Source organism: Asanoa siamensis (assembly GCF_016862555.1).
Classification (GTDB): Bacteria; Actinomycetota; Actinomycetes; order Mycobacteriales; family Micromonosporaceae; genus Asanoa; species Asanoa siamensis.
The window spans coordinates 180529-198064 of record NZ_BONE01000002.1; the positions used below are offsets into that span (position 1 = coordinate 180529).

The following is a 17536-nucleotide window of genomic DNA, read 5'->3' on the forward strand; positions in this document are numbered from 1 at the left end:
AGGGGTCGCGCGCCGACTGAACGGTCGGGTATCGTCCGATCGTTCAGTCGGACAAGCGACCCCCTGCCCGTTCGCCCTAGCCAGTTGTCAGACGATCGGGCAGAATTCGTCCAAGCTCACTTCACCCCCGACGTCTGACAACGTTGCTCGGTCCGGGCCACCACAAGTGGGCTGCCGAGGGCGATGGAGGCCTACCCAGTGTCCGACGAGACACGACCGCCGAACCAGCCGGCGACCTTTCGCGAGGTTTTCGGCCAGCGTGAATATCGCGCGGTCTTCGCGGCGAGTGCGCTCTCGTGGCTGGGTGACTACATATCGAAGGCCGCCGTCACCGTCATCGTCTACCACGAGTCCCAGTCGGTGGCGCTCTCCGCGGCCGCGTTCGCGATCAGCTACCTGCCCTGGCTCGTCGGTGGGCCGCTGCTGGCCGCGTTGGCCGAGCGCTACCCGTACCGCGCCGTCATGGTCTGGTGTGACCTCGTGCGGATGGCGCTCATCGCGCTGATCGTGATCCCCGGCCTGCCGGTGCCGGTCATGCTGGTGATCCTGTTCGTCGCCACGCTGGCCAACCCACCGAGCCAGGCCGCCCGGTCGGCGCTGATGCCGCTGATCCTGCCGGGCGACAAGCTGGTCGTCGGGCTCTCGCTCAACAACAGCACGGGCCAGGCCGCCCAGGTCGTGGGCTACGCGCTCGGCGCCGGGATCGCCGCGTTCAACCCGCGCGCCGCGATCGTGCTCGACGCGTGCACGTTCCTCGCCTCGGCCCTGCTGATCTGGTTCGGCACCCGGCACCGCCCGCCGGCGATGGCCGACCGCGACCGGTCCAACCTGTTCCACGAGACCGCCGAGGGTTTCCGCGTCGTCTTCGGCCAGCGGGTGCTGCGCGGCATCGCCCTGCTCGTCTTCGCGGCCATGCTGTTCTCGATCGTCCCCGAAGGACTCGCCGCCGCCTGGGCGCAGGAGAAGTCGCAGGGCACGGCGGCCGGGGGCTACCAGGCGCTGATCATGGCGGCCAACCCGATCGGCTTCATCATCGGCGGCCTGACCATGGCCAGGCTCGTGCCACCCGGCGTCCGGTTGAAGCTGGTCCGGCCGTTCGCGGTCATCTCGCCGCTGGTCCTCGTGCCCGCTCTGCTCAATCCGTCCCCGGTCTGGGTGGCGGTGCTGGCGGCGATCTCCGGTTTCGCGGTGGCGGGCCTGATGCCGGTGGCCAACGGTTTGTTCGTCCAGGCGCTGCCACACGGCTACCGCGCCCGCGCGTTCGGCGTGATGGCCACGGGCGTGCAACTCATGCAGGGCGCCGCGGTCCTGGTCACGGGCGTGCTGGCCGAACGCTTCGAGATCCCGCTGGTGGTCGGCGTCTGGAGCATCGGCGGCGTGCTGCTGATGCTGGTCATGGTCACCAGTTGGCCGAGCCCGCAGCAGTTCGACAGCGCGATCGCGGAGGCGGCGAAGTCGCAACCGGACGCCGAGGACCGCCCACCGGCCCAACGCGGCCCGGCGCACCGGCCGGCGCACGCGCAGCCGTGACCCTCCGCGGGTAAGGAAGAGCACACCCGATCAAGATCGAAAACTGGATAGGCTGGCCGGCGTGCGCAATGTCGGAATAACGGCCTTCGTCTTCTGGACGGTCATGCTCGGGACGACGGTGCCGACGCCGCTGTACCCGCTCTACGAAGAATCGATCGGCATCGTGCCCGTCGAGGTCACGATCCTTTTCGCCGTGTACGCCCTGGGCGTCGTCGCCGGGCTGCTCACCCTCGGGCGGCTGTCCGACCAGATCGGCCGCAAGCCGGTGCTGGCGCTCGCCCTGCTCCTCGCCGCGGCCTCGGCTGTGCTGTTCCTGGTCTCGGACACGCTCGCCCTGCTGCTGGTCGCCCGGGTGATCTCCGGCTTCTCGGCGGCCCTGGCCACGGGCGCCGGCACCGCCGCGATCGGTGAACAGCTGCCGGCGGACCGCAAGTGGCTCGGCCCGGTCCTGGCGCTGGTCGCGAACATGGGCGGCCTCGCCTCCGGGACGATGCTGTCGGGCATCCTCGCCGAGTGGGCGGGCCACCCGCTGCGGGTGAGTTGGATCGTCGACCTGGCACTGATCGCGATCAGCTTCGTCGGCCTCACGATGATCACGGAGACGGTACGGCGCAGCCGGGCCACGTTCCGCTTCGAGCGACTGACCATTCCGCCGGAGATCCGCGGCCAGTTCCTCCGGGCGGCGGGCGCGGCGGGCGCGGGCTTCGCGGTCCTCGGCGTGCTGACGGCGGTCTCGGGCATCCTGCTGGGCACGGAGTTGGACAAGCACGACCCGGCGCTGACGGGCTTCGTGGTCTTCCTGGGCTTCGTCTTCACGGGCACGGGCCAACTCGTCGACCGCCGGCTACCGAACCAGGTCTCCCTCCCGGCGTCCTGCGTAGCCCTGATCGCCGGCGCGGCCCTGATCGCCGCGGCGGTCCTGGGCCCGTCACTGCCGGCCCTGCTGTCGGCCGCGATCGTGGTGGGCCTGGCCACAGGCACAGGCGTCAGCGCGGGCCTCCGCGCGATCGCGACGGGCGCGCCACCGGAACGCCGGGGTGCGGCGTTCTCGTCCTTCTTCGCGATCCTCTACACGTTCTTGGCATTGCCCGCGATCGGCGTGGGCATCGTCATCGAATACGCGAACCTGCATTGGGCGGCGGGCATCTTCACCCTGGTAGTCGGCCTGCTCGCCCTCACGGTCCTGATCAGCCTGAGCCGCACCCGCCCCCGCCAGCCCCAACACGCCTGACGGTCGCGCCCAGGACGTTCGGCGGCGTTGATCGCGTTCCGAATCCTGGCCTGGGAATCCGGCCGTGATTCCGCGGCGATCGGATCCGCTTGGGGAGGGGTTCGCCGCGAGCAAGCCATCCAGCCGACCGACGGATGAACCCGGGCCGCGCCTGCGGCCGGCCGCGCCGGGTTCGGGTTCTCGGCTCCGAGCGGCGCACAGTCCCGCGGGGTTGTGTTGGTTCGGACCAGGCGGGGTTCGGGCCGGTTCGGAATGGGGCGGTTGTGGGGCGGCGCCGGCTGCTCCTCGCGTAGCTCGACCCGCAGTTCGGCGCAGCGCGCGGGGCCAGGCAGGTGACGGCGGCCAGCGTCGAGTTGCCGCGGCCGGTTACCCGCGGGGTCGTGGTGGTTCAGGCCGTGTCGGGCTCCGGCCGCGTAGCAGTCGCCGCGGCGTCGGGTCGCGCAGGGTCGGGACGGCGTCAGGTTCTCCGGTTACCTGCGGGGTCGTGGTGGTTCAGGCCGTGTCGGGCTCGGGCCGCGTAGCGGTCGCCGCGGCGTCGGGTCGCGCCGGGTCCGGACGGCGTCAGGTTCTCCGGACTGGCGTCGACGACGCCGGGGGATCCCGATTGTCGGATCCTGAGATGCCGGTGGCGGGTCCCGGAGGGACCCGCCACCTGGGTTTGATGTGTCGCGGACCTGGCTCGACGCGTCAGCGAGTTTGTCCGGCGGGAGCGACGGTCCGGACCACCGCGGACCCGGGACCGCAACAGCTGTCTAAGAAGAAACTCGCACGCTGGTGGCGGCCAGCGGGACGCCGAACTCCGCGTACGGCGGCAGCCCCGGCCACGTCGTCACCGCCTGGTCAAGGAAGTACTGCTGGCCCGGATCCCAGGTGTGGCCCTTCGCCCGGCGGTGGTAGATGTAGCCGAACGGGTGTGTCCGGTAGATCAGGCCGCCGTCTGCCTTGACGCGGGTGATGATGCCCAGGTCGACCGAGCGGGGCACCGGGCGCCAGCCGCCCGCGTTCTCGAGGTCGCCGCGGCCGATCATGATTGTGCCGCCGGCTACCGACTCCGCGAAGGATTCCGGGTTGCCGAACTTGCGGCGGATCGTCTCGTTGCGGTCCTCGAGGTGGATGAACTCCGCGCCCTTGCCGACCATCGTCGCGCCCGAGTAGTGGCGGGCCAGGACCAGGTCCCAGATGTGCTCCGGGCCGTACGTGTCGTCGTCGTCGACCTTGGTGACCAGGCTGCCGTTGGAGCGGGCCGTGACGATGCCCAGGCCCGTGCCGAAGTCGACGCCCGCCGGCACCTCGACGACCTGGACCGGGCGGGCGCAGCGGGCCACGAACGCGGTCAGCGCCTCCGGGGCCGGGCAGCCGTGCAGGCCGACCACGATCTCCAGCTCCGGGTAGGACTGCTTCTCCAGCGCGTCGAGCACCGGCGCGAGGATCTCGGGGCGGCGGGTCATCAGGATCGCCGACACCGTCGGCAGCGCGCGGAGCTGCGGGAAGCCGTCGGCCGCCAGGCGGGGCAGCACGAGCTCGGCCGCGTGGCCGCGGAGCGCGGCGCGGCGCTGGCGGATGCTGTGCACCTCGAGCGCGACCGGGTCGGAGCCGTCGGGCGCCGGGGCGGCCAGCACCGTCGCCAGCTCGGGGGAGAGCAGCTTCGACACCGCCGGCGGCAGGTCGGGTGCCTTCAGCACCGCGCCGGTCGCGGCGATCTGGACGAGCATCGCGGCGGCGCCGGCCGGGTCGCCCTCCCAGCCGGACAGGGACGTGGCGTCGACCAGCGCCCGGCGGCGGACGATCTCCATGGTGAGCTGGTCGAGCCCGATGCCGTCGAGCCGGCCCGAGCGCACCTTGGGGCCGGACTGCGGCGCGCCCAGCACCAGCTTGAGCTCGCCCTTGGCGTTGCGGTCGGGGCGGCCGCGCGGGTTGATCCGGACCGCGTCGAGCAGCACCGCGCCGCCCGCCTGGGCGTGGTCGCTGGCCAGCACGACGCCCGCGGCGTCGGGGTGGGCCGCCGGGTCGTCGGTGAGCAGCACGTCGGTCGGGCGGATCTCGTCGGGCGACGGCAGCGCGCCCGACCGCGCGGTCGGCGGCAGGAACGCCGGCAGCACGCCGGTCGCGGCGACGTCGGGGCTGGCCGGCATCGGCATGCGGCGCACCGGCAGCAGCGCGTTGAGCCCGCTGCGGACGATGTCGCGCAGCGGCAGCGGCTCGTGCAGCGCGAACGTGATCGAGGCCACGCCGCGCTTGCGCAGCGGCAGCGAGACCTTGTGCCGGCGCAGCCGGGGCAGCGGGTCGACGGCGCCGGACCAGCCGGGCCGGATCGCCTGCCAGTAGGTCATGATCCGGACGGATCGGGCGGGGATCGCCGACTCCGGGGCGGACAACAGCTCGCGGACCTGGCCCGGGTTGGCGGCGATGATCCAGACCCGCTGGCGCGGGAGGCGGAACACGCGGACGCCGAACCAGCGCTTGAACCGGGCGGTCTTGCTGCCGGGCGCGGGGCAGTTGAGCAGCGACCAGGAGGATGACGACGACACGGGGCTAGGGTACGGGGTCCGGCACAGGCGGCGGCGCCCCCTGTGGCCGGGTCGCGCGCCGGACCAGCCGGACCTGCATCCGGCGCCCGGCGCGCAGCGCTTCGAAGAGCAGGAATGCGTTGTGGGCGATCAGCCGGTGCTTGGCGCCTTCGTCGCCCGGTGGCAGGGGGTAGCCGCCCGCCGGGCGCTGCGCCCGGTGGAACGCCGCCGCCCGGCTGAAGAACTCGCGCCGCCTTGCCTGTGGCACCCGGGCGGCGTGGTTGAGCACCTGCAGCAGGTGCCAGATCGCCCGGGCGAAGATCGGTGCCCGCAACTCCTCGGCCTCGGCCCCGCGGTCCGCGAGGAAGCGGAAGGTGAACTCCCACTGCTCGAAGACCTCGAAATGCCGATCGGAGACGGTACGCGTGATCGCGCCGGCCTCGCGCTGCCGATAGGCGTACGAGTAGCGGTCGAGCAGTGTGATCCGCTCCGCGGCGATCATCAGCGGGACGGAGAACGCCACGTCCTCGTACCAGCCCGGGCGGAAGACCAGGCCGAGGTCGACCAGCAACTGGCGGCGGATCACCCGGTTGCAGGCGATGTGCAGGAGCTTCATCAGCCCGGGCACCTCGGCCATCCGGAACACGTCCGGCGCCGGGCCGGCCCAGCTCACCTTGTTTTCCTTGACGCGGCCGTCGGGGAAGACCCGGGCGAACCCGGTGACCAGCAGGTCGGCGTCGGTCTGCGCGAGCCGGTCGGCCACCGCCTGGAGGGTGCCCTCGGTGAGCCAGTCGTCGCTGTCGACGAACCACACGTAGTCACCGGTCGACGCGGCCAGGCCCGCGTTGCGGGCGGCTCCCAGGCCCCGGTTGGCCGGCAGCGTCAGCACCCGCAGGCGCGCGTCGTGGGCGGCGTAGTCGGCCAGGATCGCCGCGGACCCGTCGTCGGACGCGTCGTCGACCGCGACCACCTCGACGTCGGTGAAGCTCTGGCCGAGGATCGAGTCGAGGCATTCCGCGAGGTATTCCTCGACCCGGTAGACCGGGACGATGACACTCAGCAGAGCCACCAGCCACCCCCTTGGCGCGGTTCGCCTTACGCGAAGCGCGAGTCAGTGTATGGCGATTGGCAAACCTCGCAACCCCCGTCATTCGGACAGGTTGCTAGAACATGCGGGCGAACCAGCTCCAGGCGTCGACGACCCAGTCGATCTGCCGCAGGTACGCGATCCCGACGCCGGCCAGGAACACCGCCGTGACGAGGTGTGCGCCGCGCGCCGAACGCCGTACCCGGCCGAGCTGTTTCTCCAGCACGACCCGCCCGACGACGCGCGCCAGCGCGTAGAGTCCCAGCGCCACCAGCGCCGTCAGCACGAACAGCGCCACCGGGGTGCCGAGGTTGCCCCCGTCGGAGATCGCCCACAGGCCCCAGCAGACGAAGGAGAACAGCGCGCCGATCAGCATCACCCCGGCGCCTCGCCGGAACAGCCGCAGCTCCTCGGCGAACACCGGGCGGGGGATCGAGGTCGTGTCGCCAGGCCAGCCGGTGCCGGTCGGGATGTGCGGCTGCGCGGGGTCGGCGGGCCGCGCCGGACCCACCTGCGCCCGACCCCGGCGGAACGGGTTCTGCTCGCCGGGCGGCATCTCCACGGTGCGCTCGGCCCACGGATCGCGTTGGTCGGTCATCACGTCCCCCTTCTGACGCCAGGGTAGCGAGCCGACAAACCGGTCGACCCGGCACGGCGGATCCGGTACGCAGAAGGCATGACTTCCCCCGCTGTGGAGCTGCGGCCGGCCACCGCCGACGACTTCGACCCGATCGCGACGATGCTGGGCGTCGTCTTCCACCACACGCAGGATCCCGACGCGCTGGCCGTCGAGCGGCCGCTGCACGACCCGGCGCGAGGCATCGTGGCCGTCGACGGCGAGGCGATCGTCGGCAACGCCGGCTCCTTCGACCGCGAGATGGCCGTTCCCGGGGGCGTCGTGCCGTGCGCGCACGTCACCGGCGTCGGCGTGCTGCCCACCCATCGCCGGCAGGGCATCCTGCGCCGGTTGATGGAGCGCCAGCTCCGCGACGTCGCGGCCGCCGGGCGCGAGCCGATCGCCGCGCTCTGGGCCAGCGAGACCGCGATCTACCCCCGATTCGGGTACGGCTTCGCCGGGGCGCGCGTGCAGTTCGAGGCCGATCTCACCGGCACCGGGCTGCCCGCACCGGCCCCGGGGCGGCTGCGGGCCGGCCCGCCCGCGACGCTGCGGTCCGAGCTGGCCAAGCTTTACGACGAGCTGCGGCCGCAGCGGCCGGGCTGGTCGAGCCGCGACGACAACTGGTGGAGCTACCTGCTCGCCGACCTGCCCTCCCAGCGCGACGGGGCGACCGAGCGGCTGGCGGCGGTGCACGAGGACACCAGCGGGACGGTCGACGGCTACGCGATCTGGCGTACCCGCGGCGACTGGGAGCACGGCGGCCCCAACGGCGTCGTCCGGGTCAGCGAGGTGGTCGCGGCCAACCCCGACGCGTACCGCGCACTCTGGCGCTTCCTGTTCTCGCTCGACCTCACACGCCGCCTGACCTACGGCATGGCCACCCCCGACGAGCCGTTGCCGCACCTGGTCCCGGAGCCGCGCCGGCTGCAGTCGCAGCTCGTCGACGGGCTGTGGGTACGCGTGGTCGACGTACCGGGGGCGCTGCGGGCCCGGGCCTACCGCGCGCCGCTCGACGTGGTGGTCGAGCTGACCGACGCCATTCTGCCCGCCAACGCCGGCCGGTGGCGGGTGACGACCGACGGCCGTTCGACCACGTGCGAGCGCAGCACCGACCCGGCCGACCTGGCCTTCGACGTGCTGGAGCTGGGCGCCGTCTATCTCGGTGGCACGTCGCTTCACGCACTGGGTCGGGCCGGGCGGGTGCACGAGCTGACTCCGGAAGCGCTGGTCGCGGCCGACACCGCGTTCGGGTGGCATCAGGCGCCCGGCGGGATGGAGGTTTTCTGACGTACCCGCGAGGTAGGTTCTTGGCACGGCGGATCGACGGGAGGCGCGGATGGGTGACAACGAACGGCGTCGCCGGCGCCTGCGCCACCCGGCCACCCGCACGGCGCCGCCGCCGTCCGATGTCGACGACGAGGGCCGCCCGACGGCGGTGACGTCCGAGGTCCACGACCCGGAGCCGCCGGCGCCGCGCCGCCCGACGCCAACGGAGACGGCGCCGGCGCCGGTGCGCGGCCAACCGCGGCCCGGCCAGCCGGGGCCGGGGCGGGTGGAGCACCCGCCGCCCGGCCCGGGCCACGTCCCGCCGGGACAGTCGGTGGCGGGCCAAGCCGGCGCGGGCCCGTCCGGGGCGGGTCATTCCGGGGCGGGCAGGCAGGGCGTGGCCCAGCCAGGACCCGGGTCCGGGCCGGACGGCGATGGCCGCCAAGGGGAGAGCAGGCGCGGGGAGAGCCGCCCGCGGCGCGGGGGCCTACCGCCGGCCGAGGACCGGGAGGCCGAGCGTGGCCTGCGCGGCCTGGTCGGTTCCGGCGCCTCGCAGGTGAGCCCGACCGCCGCCATGCGCGCCCGGGACGCCTCGCGCCCGAGCGCGGCGGAGGACGCCGAGGCCATGGAGCGCCTGGTCGTCGTCCGCCGCAACTGGGTGCCGCGCGAGGACCTACCCCGCGGGGGCGCCCGCCCCCGCTGAGCCTCCACCGATCGGCGCGGCCGCGCGAGGGCGCCGCCGGATGCGGCCTCGGTTCGCGAGGATCCGCGCGGTCGGGTTACTCCGGCAGGGCCGGGAGTTCCTGCGACAGCTCGTAGTCCGCGACCTCGGCGATCCGGCGGGTGTGCCGGTCGGCACCCGAATAGGGCGTCGACAGGAACGCCTCGACCAGGGCCGTGGCCTCGTCGATCGAGTGCTGGCGGGCGCCGACGCCGGCTACGTTGGCGTCGTTGTGTTGGCGGCTGAGCTGGGCCGTGTCCTGGTTCCAGATCAGCGCCGCCCGCACCCCCTTGATCTTGTTCGCCGCGATCTGCTCGCCGTTGCCCGAACCGCCGATCACGATGCCCAGGCTGCCCTTGTCGGCGACCACCCGCGCGCCGGTGTGCAGGCAGAACGCGGGGTAGTCGTCTTCCGTGTCGTATTCGTGCGCACCGACGTCGACGACGTCGTAGCCCTGTGCCGCGAGATGGGTGACCAGGTGGGACTTGAGTTCGTAGCCGGCGTGGTCGGAGCCGAGGTAGACGCGCATGCCCAGCAGTCTCTCAGTGCGTTCCGACCTCGGCGAGCACCAGCCCACCCCGCGCCTTCGGGGTGAACCACGTGCTCTTGCGCGGCATCTTGGCCCGAGCCAGGTTGACCGCGACGAAGTCGTCGACGGTCACCGGCGCCACCAGGATCGCCAGCTCCGCCCGGCCGGCGTCGACCTCGCCGGTCAGCCACGACGCCGGGTAGTCGCCGCCGACGTACGTGATCCGCTTGTCGCCCGGCTCGAGCCCCAGCGCGTCGCGCAGGATGATCCGCTCGACCAGCGCGTGGTCGAGGTTGTCGACCCGGTCGACCCCGGCGTCGTGCGGGAGCGTGACGGCGTGCGCGGCGCCGGCGGCGTACACGATGACCGAAGCGGGCTCCAGCGAGTCCACCGGCGTGATCGTCGCGCCGGCGGCGCGCAACGCGTCGAGCAGCTCGGCGGGTGTGCTGGTCAGCTCGCTGACCAGGCGGTTGTAGGGCTGGATCGCGACCGACGCGGGCGTGGTGATCACGGCCAGGAACGCGGGCAGCTCGCCGAGCTGCGCGGCCAGGCTGCGGTGGTTGCCGTCGGCGACGACCAGCTCGCCGCCGCCGGCCAGCGCGGTCAGCCGGTCCTGGGTCTCGCCCGGCCCGACCGGCCAGATCGCGTGGGTGCGGCCGGCCTGGTCGAGGTCGGTCGCGGCGGGCGCGCCGGCCGCGTCGCAGGCCTCGGCGAGGGCGGCGTGCAGGTCCGCGCCGCGCCCGGTCTGCAGCAGGAGCACGGGGGAGAGCAGGTGACCGACCGCCCCGGCGAGGGCGACCCGCTCGCGTACCTTCTCGATGAAGACGTCCTCGTTGCGGATCACCAGGCCGGGCTCGTCGGCGCTGGTGGAGATCTGGTCGGTGTCGACCATGGCCCACAGGCCGTACGCCGGCTGCTCGTCGGGCGCCGTGATCCGGTAGAGCACGACCACCCGGTCGGCCGGGGTGTAGCTGCCGTCGGCCTTGGCGTCGGCGAGGCGTCGCGCGGCCGCGGGCAGCGAGTCCAGGAACGACCGGCCGGCGGCGTCGGGCGCCTTGTGCGGCATCTCGATCGCGAGCGCGCTGCGCGGGTTGTCGGCGATGATCGCGGTGATCTCGCTGTCGTCGGCGAACTCGTCGTAGTTCTGCGCGCCGGTGCCGCCGGTGGTGATCCAGGCCCGGGCGATCGGGTGCACGATCGTCATGTCCGAAACGCTACCGACGGGCGTGGACGTGACCGCCGACACCCGGCCGGTGTCCCAGACGATGGCCGGGCGCCGGTCAGACGGTGGCCGGCACGAGCATGTCGAGCCGGTCGAGCGCGGTCGGGTCGGTGCCGCGGCGGGGTGCGACCAGCGCCGGCAGCGCCGCGACCGCGTCGACGCCGCAGGGCGCGGCACCCACCAGGATCGGCGGGGCGAGCAGGTCGACGCAGTCGTGCGGGAGCGCGGGCGCCAGCGTCTCCCAGCGACCTTCGTCGACGGACCAGTAGGCGCCGCCGAGGCTCCGGGCGACCTCTTCGGGGTCGGACATGGGGGACATCCTTCGATGCGTAGGGTGCCGCGGGACACCCTACGCAACGAATCGATCGGTGGGCCGGAAAGGGGCCGATCAGTCGAAAATCGGACCCAGGTCGCGGGTCCGCTTGAGCTCGAAGAAGCCCGGCGTGCCCGCCACCAGCACCACGCCGTCCCAGAGCCGGCCGGCAGCTTCACCCTTTGGTGCGGGCGTGACCACCGGACCGAAGATCGCGACCCGCGACCCGTCCGGGCCCGGTGCGTGGATCACCGGGGTGCCGACGTCCATGCCGACCGGCTTCATGCCGGCGTCGTGGCTGGCCCGCAGCGCCTCGTCGTACTCGGTGCTCTCGCCGGCCTCGACGAGGGCGGGATCGAGGCCGACCTCGGCCAGCGCGGCCGCGTACAACTCCGGTCCCCGCTCCTGCTTGCCGGGGTGGATCCGGGTGCCGAGCGCGGTGTAGAGGTCGCGGAGCACGGGGGTGCCGTACTTCTGCTCCGCGGCGATGCAGATGCGCACCGGTGCCCACGCCGTACGCAGGAACTTCTTGTAGCTCTCGTCGAGCATGTCGCGGCCCTCGTTGAGCACGGCGAGGCTCATCACGTGGAAGGTGATGTCCACGGGACGGACCCGCTCGACCTCGAGCAGCCAGCGGGAGGTGATCCACGCCCAGGGGCAGGCGGGGTCGAACCACATGTCGACGGACTGACGATCAGGGTTTTCGGACACGGCATTTGTCCTTTGGGGGGTCGGGGTACGTACCCTGATGTTCACCCTTGCCGGACCCTTCCGCACAATGCGGGGATCGTGACGTGGGTTACCGTGGTTGGCCCTGATGGGCATGGAAGACTCGACTGATACCCCGCTGTCGACGCTGACGCGAGATGGAGAACGAACTGTGGCTGGCGTGCGCAACCTGACCCAGGCGGAGGCAGCCGAGCGGTCCCGACTGCTCGACGTGACCTCGTACGACATCAGCCTGGACCTGGCCTCGGCCGGGCAGGGTGACGCTCCCACCTTCCGCTCCACGACCACGGTCGCGTTCTCCTGCACCGAGCCCGGCGCCACCACGTTCGTGGAGCTGGCGGCCGCGTCGGTGCGCTCGGCGACACTCAACGGCGCGCCGGTCGACATCAGCGGCTGGGCGGCCGACAAGGGCCTGACGATCCCCGGCCTCGCGGCGGTCAACGAGCTGGTCGTCGACGCCGACTTCGCCTACTCGACCTCCGGCCAGGGCCTGCACCGCAGCGTCGACCCGGTCGACGGCGAGACCTACCTCTACAGCCAGTTCGAGACCGCCGACGCGCAGCGGGTCTACGCGGCCTTCGACCAGCCCGACCTCAAGTCGGTCTACACGTGGCACGCGACGGTGCCTTCCCACTGGAAGGTCATCTCCAACATGCCGGTCGCCGAGGTCTCCGAGGCCGCGTCGGGGGAGACCAAGACCGTCCATTTCGTACGCTCGGAGCGGATGTCGACCTACATCACCGCGCTCTGCGCCGGGCCGTACCACGAGGTCCGCTACGAGCACGACGGCATCGACCTCGGCTACTTCTGCCGCGCGAGCATGGCTCAGTATTTCGACGCCGACGACCTGAACCTGATCACGACGCAGGGCTTCGACTTCTACCACGAGCAGTTCGGCGTGCGTTACCCGCTGCCGAAGTACGACCAGCTCTGGGTGCCCGACTTCAACGCGGGCGCGATGGAGAACTTCGGCTGCGTCACGCACGCCGAGTCGGCCTACGTCTACCGGTCGCAGGTGACGGATTTCGAGTACGAGCAGCGCGCCAACACGATCCTGCACGAGCTGGCCCACATGTGGTTCGGCGACCTGGTCACCATGCGCTGGTGGAACGACCTGTGGCTCAACGAGTCGTTCGCCGAGTGGGCGAGCCACTGGTGCAACACCAACGCCACCCGGTTCACCGACGCGTGGACGACGTTCCTCTCCGTCCGCAAGAACTGGGGCTACCGGCAGGACCAGCTCAGCTCCACCCACCCCGTCTACTGCGAGATGCCCGACCTGGAAGCGGTCGAGGTCAACTTCGACGGCATCACGTACGCCAAGGGCGCGTCGGTCATCAAGCAGTTGGTGGCGTACGTGGGCATCGAGCCGTTCCTGGCCGGCCTGCGGGCCTACTTCGCGCGGCACGCGTGGGGCAACGCGACCTTCGACGACCTGCTCGGCGAGCTCGAGTCGGCGTCTGGCCGCGAGCTGCGCAAGTTCGCCGCCCAGTGGCTGGAGACCGCCCAGGTCAACACGCTGCGCCCCGAGGTCGTCATCGCCGCCGACGGCACCTACGAGTCGGTGGTGGTGATGCAGGAGGCGCCGGCCGACTACCCGACGCTGCGTACCCACCGGATCGGTGTCGGCCTCTATGACCTGACTGACGGGGGCACGCTGGTCCGGCGTGAGCGCCTGGAGATCGACGTCACCGGCGAACGCACCGCGATCACGCAGCTCGTGGGCGTCCGCGCCCCCGACGTGCTGCTGCTCAACGACGACGACCTGACCTACGCCAAGCTGCGCCTCGACGAGCGCTCGATGGCGACGGTCGTGCAGCACATCGACGGTTTCGAGTCGTCGCTGGCACGCGCCCTGTGCTGGGCGGCGGCCTGGGACATGCTGCGCGACGCGGAGCTCGCGGCCCGCGACTACGTGGCGCTGGCCCTGACGGGCCTGCCGGCCGAGGCCGACATCAACCTGGTCACGGCGACGCTGCGCCAGGCGGCCGGCGCGCTGTCGTTCTACAGCGACCCGGAGTGGGCGCCGACGGGTTGGTCGCAGCTGGCCGACACGGCCCGCACGACGATGCTGGCGGCCCCGGCGGGCAGCGGCTTCCAGCTCGCCTGGGCCCGCACGTTCGCCTCGGCGGCCCGCTCCGACGAGCACCTGGCGGTGCTGCGGGGTTGGCTCTCCGGCGACAACGTGCCCGAGGGCCTGCCGATCGACACGGAGTTCCGCTGGACGCTGCTGCGCGCCCTGGTCGCCAACGGCGCGGCCTCGGCCACGGAGATCGACGAGGAGTTGGCCCGCGACCGCACCTCGAGCGGCGAACGCGAGGCGGCGGAAACGCACGCGCTGATCCCGACGGCAGCCAACAAGGCGGCGGTGTGGCGCCAGCTGACGGAGTCGACGGAGCTGCCGAACTGGCGCAACAGGGCGCTGCTGTCAGGCTTCCAACACCCGGCACAGGTCGAGCTGACGGCGCCGTACGCGTCGCGTTACTTCGCCTCCGCGGCCACGGTGTGGGGGATGCGCGACAGCGAGCCGGCCCAGGAGTTCGTCGTGTATGGCTACCCGACCTACGCGATCACCGACGAGGTGGTCGCGGCGGCGGACGCGTGGCTCGGCGAAGCAGGCCACCCGGCGGCACTCCGCCGCCTGGTCGGCGAGGGCCGCGACGCGACGGAGCGGGCATTGCGCGCCCGCGCCCGCGACATCGCGTCCCTGTAGCGCGAGGATCCGCTCGACGGCCGAGGCGGGCAACGCGGGATGCGCCGCGGCCGCCTCGGCCACCTGGTCGCAGGCCGTCGAGCCGCGTCACGCTTCGTGCCACGGTGGGTCTTGCCACGGCTCGGCGTTGTAGTTCGCGGTCAGGGTGAGCACGAAGTGCGGCTCGCGGGTTGCTTCGTAGTCGGGGTCCTCGAGCTGTGCGACGTCGCAGCTGTAGAGGCCTGGCGCCAGGTCGAAGACCTGGCGCGACCGGTGCGGCTCGGGCAGTCGCACGTCGTCGAACTGCGCGGCCATCGACAGCGAGTCGTAGCTGAGCACGTGTAGCTGGCCGCTCGTCACCCTGATCGGCCCGACGGCCCGCCGGAAGCAGTCGGCCGGCGCGGGGCCGCCGACGACGACGTCGACGATCCAGTCCTCCTCGCGCCCGGTTCCCCAGATCAACAGCTGCCGCTCGCCCATGGCGTCGCGGAACCGCGCGAACAGCGTTTCGTAAGTCCATTCAGGACTGACGTACCCGTGATAGGCGTGATGATCGACCAACGCGATCAACCCGGAGTCGTCGACAACCCGAAACCTGCGAACGTCACTCACGCCGCACCTCCGTCATGCACCGAGTCTGCCAGCGGCGTGCGACAACCCGCTGACCGCTAGCGTGCTCACATGACGGACCCCGCTGGACTGACCCACGCCGCGCTGGCCGAGGTGCTCCGGGCCGAGGGTTTCCCACCGGACGCCTACTCGCTGGGCGCCGGCCGCGACGTCAACGAGTGCTACGTCCTGGCCGAGACGACCGACGCCGGCTGGGAGTTCTACTACGCGGAGCGCGGTCTCAAGTCCGGCCTCCGCGTCTTCGCCACCGAGAGCGAAGCCTGCACCCACTTCCTCGACAGCTGCGGCGGGACTTCGGTCGATCCTGAGCCATCGGGGCTGCGGGCGCTCCGGCTCGGCGCGTAGGTTCCTCGCGTGGGTGAGTTCATCGCGGTGTCCGCGTTCCAGACCGATGATCCGGGCCGCGTGCTCAACAGCGTCACCTCGTTCTTCGCGGCGCACGGCTGGCCCGCCGAACAGGTGCCGGGCGACGGCCCGCAGACCGACAACGACGTGCTCGGGTTCGTGCCGCACGGCGGGTGGAGCGTCGTGCTCTGGCCGGGCTACTTCAGCGACCTCGCCGCGGTCGAGTTCGTGTCGCGGGAGCTGGGCGTGGTGGGCAGCACCGTGCGGATCCACGACGGCGACTACTGGAGCCACTCCCTGCTGCGGGACGGCGCGTTCCTCGACCGGTTCGCCTCGATGCCCGACTACTTCACCGACGATCGGCGTGAGATCGATCGGCTGGTCGCGAAGTTCGCCGGGCAGCCCGCTGTCGTCGCCGCCGCGACCGGGTGCGCGGTCGAGGAGATCGCCCCCTACCTGATCCACATCGACCTCAGCGTCGACGAGGACGACGAGAGCTTCGACGAGCCGGAGCCCGAGCTGGGCCGCGCCTTTCCCGACGACGAGTACGAGCTGCACGACCCGTGGGTCTTCGTCGACTTCTGGCGCCGGATCGGCATCCGCTATCCGGCAGACTCGTCAGCCCCCGTGTGGCGCCTGCGGTTGGCCGAGGGCTGGCTCAACAGCCTTCCCGCGGGGGACGCGGAGCTCTAGTCTCCCCGCGTGGGGCTGTTCGTCGCGATCACCGGCGGCACCGGGAGCGGTAAGACGACGCTCGCGGACGCTCTCGCGCGGCGGCTCGGTGACCAACTCGCCGTGGTCTCCCTCGACGATCTCGTCTTCGGGCGGGCCGCGCTCGCCGCCGCCGGTCGTGTCGTCACCGACTGGGACGACCCCGGTCTCTGGCGGTGGGACGACCTGCGTGGCCACCTCGCCGACCTGCGCGCCGGCCGGCCCACCGTCGTCGACGCGCGGTCGCGGGAGAGTCGGGCCGCCGGCACGCCGACGCTGCGCGTCGAGCCGCGGCCCGTGTGCGCCCTCGTCGGCCACCTCGCGTTGCACGACGACGAGATCGCCAAGATCTGCGGCGTACGCGTCTATCTCGATCTGCCCGAGGACGAGTTGGCCCGTCGCCGCGCGGCGCGCGGACCGGCCCCGGAGAACAACGAGCCCTACCTCTCCACCACGCTGCTCCCCGCGCACCGGCGCCTCGTCGTCCCTCAGAAACGAAGGGCCACCCACGTCGTCGATGCGACCCGACAACCCGCGGTGGTCGCCGACGAGGTCGTCGCGATCATCCGGCGAGCGACCTAGAGCGACGTCGTCAGCCCGCCGTCGATCACGTGGTCGGTGCCCGTCATGTTGGCGACGCGGGCGCTGGCCAGCATCACCACCAGGTCCGCCACCTCCTGCGGATGGGTGAACCGGTTCGTCACCGACTGCCCGGCCGCCCCGGCGCGCACGGATTCCGGCGCGGCCCCCGTCGCAGCCGCCACCGTCTGGGCCATCCCGCCGGCACCGAGCCAGAGGTCCGTCTCCACAGGTCCCGGCGACACGGTGTTCACCCGTACCCCGCGCGGACCCACCTCTTTGGACAGTGCCTTGCAGAAGTTGAGCAGCGCCCCCTTCGCCGCGCTGTAGTCCATCACCAGCGGGTCCGGCAGCGTCGCGTTGACCGAGCAGACGGTGACGATCGACCCGCGTTTCTCCAGCAGTTGCGGCAGTGCCGCGCGCGTCGCGCGTACCGGTGCCAGGAAGTTGATCGTCAGGGTTTCCAGCCAGTCCTCGTCGGTGATCGAACCGAACCCGTCGGGCCGCGGCCGCGTCGCGCCGACGTTGTTGATCAGGATGTCCGCGCCTCCCCGCGCGGCCGCCGCCGCCAGAAGCTGATCGGGTCCGTCGGCGGTCGCCAGGTCGAGCGCGACCGGGAAAACCCCGGCCAGCGCCGCGAGTTCGGGCGTGATCGTCCGGGAGCCGGCGACGACGGCAACACCTTGATCAGCGAGGGTACGCGTCACCGCCAGGCCGATGCCCTTGCCCGCGCCCGTGACGACAGCGCACTTGCCGCTCAGCTCCAGATCCATGTGGCCGACCTCCAGAAAGGCGCCAAAACTGCATCCTCTCCCGAACCACCCG

The 17536-nt window shown here is 72.1% G+C and carries 17 protein-coding genes; 8 read left to right on the forward strand and 9 right to left on the reverse strand.

Going from position 1 to position 17536, the window contains the following annotated elements; translation table 11 throughout:
• Positions 1–183: 183 nt before the first annotated feature.
• Positions 184–1530: an MFS transporter gene (locus Asi02nite_RS02395; RefSeq protein WP_203710430.1), complete on the forward strand. Its 1347-nt coding sequence runs from the start codon at positions 184–186 to the stop codon at positions 1528–1530.
• Between the two features lie 61 nt (positions 1531–1591).
• Complete coding sequence (locus Asi02nite_RS02400; protein WP_203710431.1) at positions 1592–2761, forward strand: MFS transporter; 1170 nt, start codon at positions 1592–1594, stop codon at positions 2759–2761.
• 752 nt (positions 2762–3513) lie between these two features.
• Here Asi02nite_RS02400 and Asi02nite_RS02405 read toward each other — a convergent pair.
• From Asi02nite_RS02405 to Asi02nite_RS02415, 3 genes are all read right to left on the reverse strand, one after another.
• A complete protein-coding gene (locus tag Asi02nite_RS02405; protein ID WP_203710432.1) occupies positions 3514–5289 on the reverse strand; it encodes a glycosyltransferase family 2 protein in 1776 nt (591 codons plus the stop codon).
• 4 nt (positions 5290–5293) lie between these two features.
• Positions 5294–6337: a glycosyltransferase family 2 protein gene (locus Asi02nite_RS02410; RefSeq protein WP_203710433.1), complete on the reverse strand. Its 1044-nt coding sequence runs from the start codon at positions 6335–6337 to the stop codon at positions 5294–5296.
• A 94-nt stretch (positions 6338–6431) separates the two neighbouring features.
• On the reverse strand, positions 6432–6953 hold the full coding sequence (locus Asi02nite_RS02415; RefSeq protein ID WP_203710434.1) for a hypothetical protein: 522 nt from the start codon (positions 6951–6953) through the stop codon (positions 6432–6434).
• A gap of 78 nt (positions 6954–7031) precedes the next feature.
• Between Asi02nite_RS02415 and Asi02nite_RS02420 the strand changes: the two genes are divergently transcribed.
• Positions 7032–8261, forward strand: coding sequence for a GNAT family N-acetyltransferase (locus tag Asi02nite_RS02420; RefSeq protein WP_203710435.1), 1230 nt, complete (start codon positions 7032–7034; stop codon positions 8259–8261).
• Positions 8262–8637: 376 nt separating this feature from the next.
• Positions 8638–8943, forward strand: a complete 306-nt coding sequence (locus Asi02nite_RS42660; RefSeq protein WP_373312118.1) for a hypothetical protein — start codon at positions 8638–8640, stop codon at positions 8941–8943.
• 76 nt (positions 8944–9019) lie between these two features.
• On the opposite strand, the gene Asi02nite_RS02430 is transcribed toward Asi02nite_RS42660, so the two are convergent.
• The 4 genes from Asi02nite_RS02430 to Asi02nite_RS02445 all read right to left on the reverse strand — a co-directional run bounded on the left by Asi02nite_RS02430 (position 9020) and on the right by Asi02nite_RS02445 (position 11703).
• On the reverse strand, positions 9020–9490 hold the full coding sequence (locus Asi02nite_RS02430; RefSeq protein WP_203710436.1) for a ribose-5-phosphate isomerase: 471 nt from the start codon (positions 9488–9490) through the stop codon (positions 9020–9022).
• 13 nt (positions 9491–9503) lie between these two features.
• Entirely contained in the window at positions 9504–10694 is a 1191-nt protein-coding gene (locus Asi02nite_RS02435; RefSeq protein WP_203710437.1) for a DUF1015 family protein, read from the reverse strand.
• 76 nt (positions 10695–10770) lie between these two features.
• Positions 10771–11022, reverse strand: coding sequence for a hypothetical protein (locus Asi02nite_RS02440; RefSeq protein ID WP_203710438.1), 252 nt, complete (start codon positions 11020–11022; stop codon positions 10771–10773).
• 78 nt (positions 11023–11100) lie between these two features.
• Positions 11101–11703: a DsbA family protein gene (locus tag Asi02nite_RS02445; protein WP_203710497.1), complete on the reverse strand. Its 603-nt coding sequence runs from the start codon at positions 11701–11703 to the stop codon at positions 11101–11103.
• A 211-nt stretch (positions 11704–11914) separates the two neighbouring features.
• On the opposite strand from Asi02nite_RS02445, the gene pepN reads away from it, so the two are divergent.
• Complete coding sequence (gene pepN / locus Asi02nite_RS02450) at positions 11915–14467, forward strand: aminopeptidase N (protein WP_203710498.1); 2553 nt, start codon at positions 11915–11917, stop codon at positions 14465–14467.
• Positions 14468–14554: 87 nt separating this feature from the next.
• Here the strand turns inward: pepN and Asi02nite_RS02455 are convergent, their stop codons facing one another.
• Entirely contained in the window at positions 14555–15058 is a 504-nt protein-coding gene (locus tag Asi02nite_RS02455; protein WP_203710439.1) for a hypothetical protein, read from the reverse strand.
• A gap of 69 nt (positions 15059–15127) precedes the next feature.
• On the opposite strand from Asi02nite_RS02455, the gene Asi02nite_RS02460 reads away from it, so the two are divergent.
• The 3 genes from Asi02nite_RS02460 to Asi02nite_RS02470 are packed head-to-tail and all read left to right on the forward strand — an operon-like array spanning position 15128 to position 16714.
• Entirely contained in the window at positions 15128–15421 is a 294-nt protein-coding gene (locus tag Asi02nite_RS02460) for a hypothetical protein (protein WP_239126417.1), read from the forward strand.
• A 9-nt stretch (positions 15422–15430) separates the two neighbouring features.
• Positions 15431–16114 carry a hypothetical protein gene (locus tag Asi02nite_RS02465; protein WP_203710440.1) on the forward strand — a complete coding sequence of 228 codons (684 nt, stop codon included), beginning with the start codon at positions 15431–15433 and terminating at the stop codon, positions 16112–16114.
• Between the two features lie 9 nt (positions 16115–16123).
• On the forward strand, positions 16124–16714 hold the full coding sequence (locus tag Asi02nite_RS02470; protein WP_203710441.1) for an AAA family ATPase: 591 nt from the start codon (positions 16124–16126) through the stop codon (positions 16712–16714).
• Here the strand turns inward: Asi02nite_RS02470 and Asi02nite_RS02475 are convergent.
• Positions 16711–17484: an SDR family oxidoreductase gene (locus Asi02nite_RS02475; protein WP_203710442.1), complete on the reverse strand. Its 774-nt coding sequence runs from the start codon at positions 17482–17484 to the stop codon at positions 16711–16713. The genes Asi02nite_RS02470 and Asi02nite_RS02475 overlap by 4 nt on opposite strands.
• Positions 17485–17536 lie beyond the last annotated feature (52 nt).

Excerpts from the sequence above, each read along its gene's own strand:
- Asi02nite_RS02395 (WP_203710430.1), top strand. The coding sequence starts at position 184 with ATGGAGGCCTACCCAGTGTCCGACGAGACACGACCGCCGAACCAGCCG.
- Asi02nite_RS02415 (WP_203710434.1), bottom strand. The coding sequence starts at position 6,953 with ATGACCGACCAACGCGATCCGTGGGCCGAGCGCACCGTGGAGATGCCG.
- Asi02nite_RS02420 (WP_203710435.1), top strand. The coding sequence starts at position 7,032 with ATGACTTCCCCCGCTGTGGAGCTGCGGCCGGCCACCGCCGACGACTTC.
- Asi02nite_RS02430 (WP_203710436.1), bottom strand. The coding sequence starts at position 9,490 with ATGCGCGTCTACCTCGGCTCCGACCACGCCGGCTACGAACTCAAGTCC.
- Asi02nite_RS02435 (WP_203710437.1), bottom strand. The coding sequence starts at position 10,694 with ATGACGATCGTGCACCCGATCGCCCGGGCCTGGATCACCACCGGCGGC.
- Asi02nite_RS02440 (WP_203710438.1), bottom strand. The coding sequence starts at position 11,022 with ATGTCCGACCCCGAAGAGGTCGCCCGGAGCCTCGGCGGCGCCTACTGG.
- Asi02nite_RS02445 (WP_203710497.1), bottom strand. The coding sequence starts at position 11,703 with ATGTGGTTCGACCCCGCCTGCCCCTGGGCGTGGATCACCTCCCGCTGG.
- Asi02nite_RS02460 (WP_239126417.1), top strand. The coding sequence starts at position 15,128 with ATGACGGACCCCGCTGGACTGACCCACGCCGCGCTGGCCGAGGTGCTC.
- Asi02nite_RS02475 (WP_203710442.1), bottom strand. The coding sequence starts at position 17,484 with ATGGATCTGGAGCTGAGCGGCAAGTGCGCTGTCGTCACGGGCGCGGGC.